At 70.8% G+C, this 5177-nt stretch carries 7 protein-coding genes; 4 read left to right on the forward strand and 3 right to left on the reverse strand.

Annotated features, from left to right (window positions below):
• The 4 genes from BLW43_RS22270 to BLW43_RS24515 form a co-directional block, all read left to right on the forward strand.
• On the forward strand, positions 1 to 690 hold a 690-nt coding region (locus BLW43_RS22270; protein WP_139284204.1), incomplete at its 5' end, for an ATP-binding cassette domain-containing protein.
• A complete protein-coding gene (locus tag BLW43_RS22275; protein ID WP_093257056.1) occupies positions 687 to 1535 on the forward strand; it encodes an ABC transporter permease in 849 nt (282 codons plus the stop codon). The genes BLW43_RS22270 and BLW43_RS22275, both read left to right, overlap by 4 nt.
• 31 nt (positions 1536 to 1566) lie before the next feature.
• Positions 1567 to 2187, forward strand: a complete 621-nt coding sequence (locus tag BLW43_RS24510) for a hypothetical protein (RefSeq protein WP_245731177.1) — start codon at positions 1567 to 1569, stop codon at positions 2185 to 2187.
• A gap of 53 nt (positions 2188 to 2240) precedes the next feature.
• The gene (locus BLW43_RS24515; RefSeq protein ID WP_281243609.1) at positions 2241 to 2948 is read left to right on the forward strand and encodes a TSUP family transporter; all 708 of its coding nucleotides are present in this window, start codon (positions 2241 to 2243) and stop codon (positions 2946 to 2948) included.
• Positions 2949 to 2951: 3 nt separating this feature from the next.
• Here the strand turns inward: BLW43_RS24515 and BLW43_RS22285 are convergent, their stop codons facing one another.
• Genes BLW43_RS22285 through BLW43_RS22295 form a run of 3 tightly spaced genes read right to left on the reverse strand, consistent with a single transcriptional unit; the run spans position 2952 to position 4863 of the window.
• The gene (locus BLW43_RS22285) at positions 2952 to 3521 is read right to left on the reverse strand and encodes a PQQ-dependent catabolism-associated CXXCW motif protein (RefSeq protein ID WP_093257058.1); all 570 of its coding nucleotides are present in this window, start codon (positions 3519 to 3521) and stop codon (positions 2952 to 2954) included.
• Positions 3518 to 4354: a substrate-binding domain-containing protein gene (locus BLW43_RS22290; protein WP_093257061.1), complete on the reverse strand. Its 837-nt coding sequence runs from the start codon at positions 4352 to 4354 to the stop codon at positions 3518 to 3520. Before BLW43_RS22290 ends, BLW43_RS22285 begins: the two co-directional genes overlap by 4 nt.
• Complete coding sequence (locus BLW43_RS22295) at positions 4342 to 4863, reverse strand: c-type cytochrome, methanol metabolism-related (protein ID WP_093257063.1); 522 nt, start codon at positions 4861 to 4863, stop codon at positions 4342 to 4344. The genes BLW43_RS22290 and BLW43_RS22295 overlap by 13 nt, the downstream gene beginning before the upstream one ends.
• Positions 4864 to 5177 lie beyond the last annotated feature (314 nt).

The raw sequence follows: 5177 nt of genomic DNA on the forward strand, positions 1-5177 counted from the left end.
CACGCCTTCGGCCGGACGCGGGCGCTGGACGACGTCTCGTTCAGCGCCCCGCGCGGCGCGTTCACGGCGCTGCTGGGGGTGAACGGGGCCGGCAAGTCCACGCTGTTCAACCTCGTCACCCGGCTGTTCGACACCCAGTCGGGGGAAATCGCCGTCTGCGGGCATGACGTGCGCGCGGCGCCGACGGCGGCGCTGCGGCGGCTCGGCGTGGTGTTCCAGAGCCGAGCGCTCGACCCCAACCTCACCGTCGCGCAGAACATCGTCTACCACGGCGCGCTGCACGGGCTGGGCCGCCGGGCGGCGCTGGCGCGCGGCGAGGCCGTGCTGGCGCGGGTGGCGATGGCGGAGCGCATGGGCGACAGGGTCGGCCGGCTTTCGGGCGGGCAGGCGCGGCGGGTCGAGATCGCCCGCGCCCTGCTGCACCGGCCCGAACTGCTGCTCTGCGACGAGGCGACGGTCGGGCTCGATGTCCAGTCGCGCACCGCCATCGTCGCCGACGTCCACCGGCTCGCCGCCGACGAGGGGGCGGGCGTGCTCTGGGCCTCGCATCTGATCGACGAGGTCGCCGCGGGAGATCGCGTGGTGGTGCTTCACAAGGGCAGGGTTCTGGCCGAGGGTCCGGCGGCCGAGGTGGCCGGCGGCCGTCCGCTGACGGACGCCTTCCTCGCGCTGACGGGAGCGGCCGCATGAGCGCCGGCGCGACGCAGGCGGCGGACGCGGCGGGCCCCGCGCCGGAGAACCGCTGGACCGGCTGGCGGACCTGCGCCTGGGGCGTCGTCTGGCGCGAGGGCCTGCGCTTCGCCCAGCAGAAGGAGCGCTTTCTCGCCGCCCTGGTGCGGCCGCTGGTGTGGCTCTTCATCTTCGCGGCGGGCTTCCGCGCGGTGCTCGGCCTGTCGATCACGCCGCCCTATCAGACGTATGTGCTCTACGAGGTCTATGTCACGCCGGGGCTCTGCGCGATGATCCTGCTGTTTCAGGGGATGCAGTCCTCGCTCAGCATGGTCTATGACCGCGAGACCGGCTCGATGCGCACGCTTCTCGTCAGCCCCTATCCGCGCTGGTTCCTGCTGACCTGCAAGCTCGCGGCCTCGGTGATCGTCGGCGCGGCGCAGGTCTACGCGTTCCTCTTCATCGCATGGCTCTACGGGATCGAGCCTCCGCTCTGGGGTTACGTCGCGGCGCTGCCCGCGATTGCGCTTTCGGGGATGATGCTGGGCGCAATCGGCCTGCTGCTCAGCTCGGCCATCAAGCAGCTCGAAAATTTCGCTGGCGTCATGAACTTCGTGATCTTCCCGATGTTTTTCGCGTCTTCGGCGCTCTACCCGATCTGGCGGGTGCGCGAGGGCAGCCCGCTGCTCGCAGACATCGCCGCCTTCAACCCCTTCACCCATTGCGTTGAGCTGATCCGCCATGCGCTCTATCTGAACGTGGAGCCGACGGCCCTCGCCGTGGTTGTCGGGCTCACCGTGGTCACGCTGGCCGCGGCGGCGTGGGCCTACGACCCCGGACGCGGGCTGATGGGAAGGCGCGGATGACGCGCCGGCCTGACAACGGGAGGAGACGACCATGCTGATGAAGGCGATGGCCCTCGCGGCGCTGCTGGCCTCGGCGGGCGCGGCGCAGGCGTTCAACGACCCCACCTGGCCCTGCGAGAGCCGCAAGGTCGCGCATCTCTCGATGGCGCAGATGTGGGCCGGCGCCATCCCCGAGGACATGTCCGCGTGGCGGGACGACGCGGCTGTGGCGGCCGCGGCTGCGCGCATCGCGCAGCGCCGGACGAGCATGGACGAGGTCGCCGAAATCATCGATGCGCTTGCCGACGCGACGCCGGAAGATGCGCTCGAAGCGCGACTGACGCAGCTCTTCGCCGGCGTCTTCGCGCTGATCGACCGCGAGCGCGCCCGCGTCGTGGACGGCATCACGCGCTACAACGCCAGCCAGCAGGCACTGTCCTCCCGGATAGACGCCATGCAGGTGGAGCTTGCCCGGCTGGAGAAGGAGGCCGCGCCCGACGACTTCGACGCGCTCGACCGGATCGACGAGATGCGCGACAGCGTGGCCTGGGAAGTCCGCATCTTCAACGAGCGCCGCCAGTCTCTCCAGTATGTCTGCGAGAGCCCGGTGATCCTCGAGCAACGCGCCTTCGCGGTCTCAAGGCTCGTGAAGGCGCGCATCGACGGGGTCTGACGCCGCTGGAGACCTGGTTCGCTGGCGCATGGCCGCTCGAGCCGTGGGCCGCGCTGACGGCGACCGGCGCGAGTTTCCTCACATCTTTCCTGACGGCGAGCGCTGGCATCGGCGGCGGCGCCGCGCTGCTCGGCGTGCTCGCGGCGATCCTGCCGCCTGCGGCGCTGATCCCCGTGCACGGCGTCGTGCAGTTCGCGTCGAACGCCGGCCGCACGGCGCTCATGCGCGCCGCGGTCCATGGGCCGGCGCTGCCGTGGTTTCTCGCAGGCACTGCGGCCGGGGCGCTGGCCGGCGGGGCGACGCTGACGGCGCTGCCGCCCGCCGTGGTCGAGATCGCCGTCGGCTGCTTCATCCTGTGGTCCGTCTACGGGCGCATGCCGTCATGGGGCGTGGGCGCGGCGGCGCCGGCCGGCGCGATATCCTCGGTGCTGACCATGGCGTTCGGCGCCACCGGGCCTTTCGTGATGGCGTGGGTGCGGGGGCTGGGGCTGGAACGGCAGGGCGTGGTCGCGACCCATGCGGCCCTGATGAGCGGCCAGCACGGGCTCAAATGCGTCGCCTTCGGCCTGTTCGGCTTCGCCTTCGGCCCGTGGCTCGGCCTGTGCGTCGCCATGGCGGCCGCGGGTTTCCTGGGGACGGTCGCAGGCCGCAAGGTGCTGCTGCGGCGGGCGGAGGCCGCCTTCCGTCGCGTGCTCGACATCGTGCTGACGTTGCTGGCCGCGCGGCTGCTGTGGTCGGGCGTCGCGGCGCTCGCCGCCTGAATTCTATCTGGCGACGGGTTCGCCGGGCTGCGCCGTGACCGACTCGAGCGGCAGGAGTTCGAGCGCCCAGTCGTCGGTGCCGCCGGGGAACCAGTAGACCTTCTCGTAGCCGAACTCCGTCGCCGCGCGCTTGGCGGCGTTCCACGACATCCAGCAATCGGCGAGGCAGAAGATCAGGATCGGATGCGCCGGGTCGCCGCCCGTGGCCTCGGCGAGGCTTTCGCGGAACCACGTCTCGGTGACGCCCGCGATTGCGCCGTAGCCGACATTGGGCAGCCAGATCGCGCCCGGAATGCTCTCACGGGTCTTTTCGCGCCAGATCGTGCCTGCGGGCAGGTTGGCCGGCTTCGGGGGGCGGGGCAGGACGTCGACAAACAGCGTCCGACCTTCCTCCCACAGCGCATGGGCTTCGAGCGCGTCCACCACCACGCCCCCGGCGACCGTCGCGGGGACGGGGCTGCGGTAGTCGTTCATGCGGTAGGTCTGGGGTTCGGCGGGCGACGGCTGCGCGGCGGCGGCCGTCGCCCAGATGAGCGCGCAGCAGATCGCCGCCGCGCGCCCCGGCGCCGTCATTGCACGGCGCCTGCGCCGGTTCTGCCGAAATCGTCCACGAGCGGCACGCCGTAGCTTGAGAGGATCGCGTCGATCTCGTCCTTGTTGCGGCGCAGGAGCGAGTTCAGTTCGCGTTTCCAGCCGTCCTCGCCCATGCGCACCCCGAGGGTGACGCGGAAGAAGAGCCGCGGCGCGCCTTCCTCCTTCAGAAGGGGCGTGACGACCATCGGCGTCTTTGCCTGCATGGCCTTCCAGCCGGCGATTGGGCCCCACATGAAGGCGCCGTCGATCTCCCCGCTCTCGATGTCGTCGAGGACCTGGTCGGCGACGTTCTGGTTGCGGGTGTCGACCATCAGCCGGTAGCCCTTGGCGCCGCGCACGAGGCCGTGACGGGCCGCATGGTCGGCCGGCGGGCTGCCGGCGATCAGGCCAAGCCGTCGACCCTGCAGCCGCGGGTCGCCGATGTGGTCGACGTCGGCGAGGTTGCTGTCGGCCCGCGTGACGAAGCTGTAGGCCGAGACGTAGTAGTGGTTCGTGTTCAGGACCAGCTCATGGCCCTGCGCGAACCCCATGATGACGTCGCAGCGGTTCTCGGCGAGGGTTCGGCGGACGAAGCCGAGCGACTGGGGAAACCAGGTGTAGGCGACTGGCTTGCCGAGCTTCGACGCCAGCAGCTCCGCGATCGCGTTTTCGAACCCCTCGCCCGCCTCGTTCGAGAACGGCATGTTGGCGGGGTCGGCGCAGACGCGGAACTGCGTGTCGGACACGAGGTCGAACGTGTCCACCGCCGCTGCCGGCCCCGCGACGCAGAGCGCGGCCAGGCCGGAGAGGAGGAGCCGCCTCACCCCATGCATGCGTCTTCAGCCTCCACGAAGCTGTCGGGCTTGTCGGCGCGCTTGGCGGGGCGGCCGCGCGGCAGCTCCTCGGTCCCGCGCGCGAGCAGGTAGGCGTAGATGTCGTCGATGTAGCACATGACGTTGTTGTTGGTGCCGAAGGCCGGCATCACCTGGTTTGCGTCGGTGCCGGCCCCCTGCTTGCCGCCGGCGACGATGGCCACGAACTCCCAGTAGCCGAGGTTGAGCGCGCTGTCCTTCAGCGCCGGGGCGTAGGACGACCCCTCGCCGTCGGGCCCGTGGCACACGTGGCATTCGGCGTGATAACGGCGGAAGCCGGAGAACGTGTACCAGTCCACCGTGCCGTCCTCGGCGATGCTGTAGGTCGGCGTGTCGTCGGCCGTGAAGAACTTGCCATCCGTCTCATAGGCCACCTCCACGGCGGCGCCTGCGTCCTGCGCCACGGCGACGGGAGTGAGGCAGGCGGCGGCGAGAAGGGCGGCGAGCGGCCGCGCGACGGATTTGAGCATGGGGTCGATTCCTCTAGACTGCGGTGCGCTTCAGCGGCGCGGTTGTATAGAGCGTGCGTTAATGAAACGGGCGCGACAACCATGACAGGTCGTCGCGCCCGAAAGGGTGAGGGACCGGCGCGCCGCGCCGGCCCGACTTCCCGCCTCAGTTCGGCAGGGCGAAGACCGTAAGCTGGCCGCCGAGCGCGGTGTAGTCGCTGAGGGAGGCGTAGCCGCCCACGGCGCCGAGACCGTCGTTCGGGTTGACCAGACCGGCCGCGAGGCCGATGCCGGCCCAGCCGCCGATGCCGGAGTAGACGGCGACGTACTGCTTG

It is taken from the genome of Rubrimonas cliftonensis, assembly GCF_900107585.1.
Classification (GTDB): Bacteria; Pseudomonadota; Alphaproteobacteria; order Rhodobacterales; family Rhodobacteraceae; genus Rubrimonas; species Rubrimonas cliftonensis.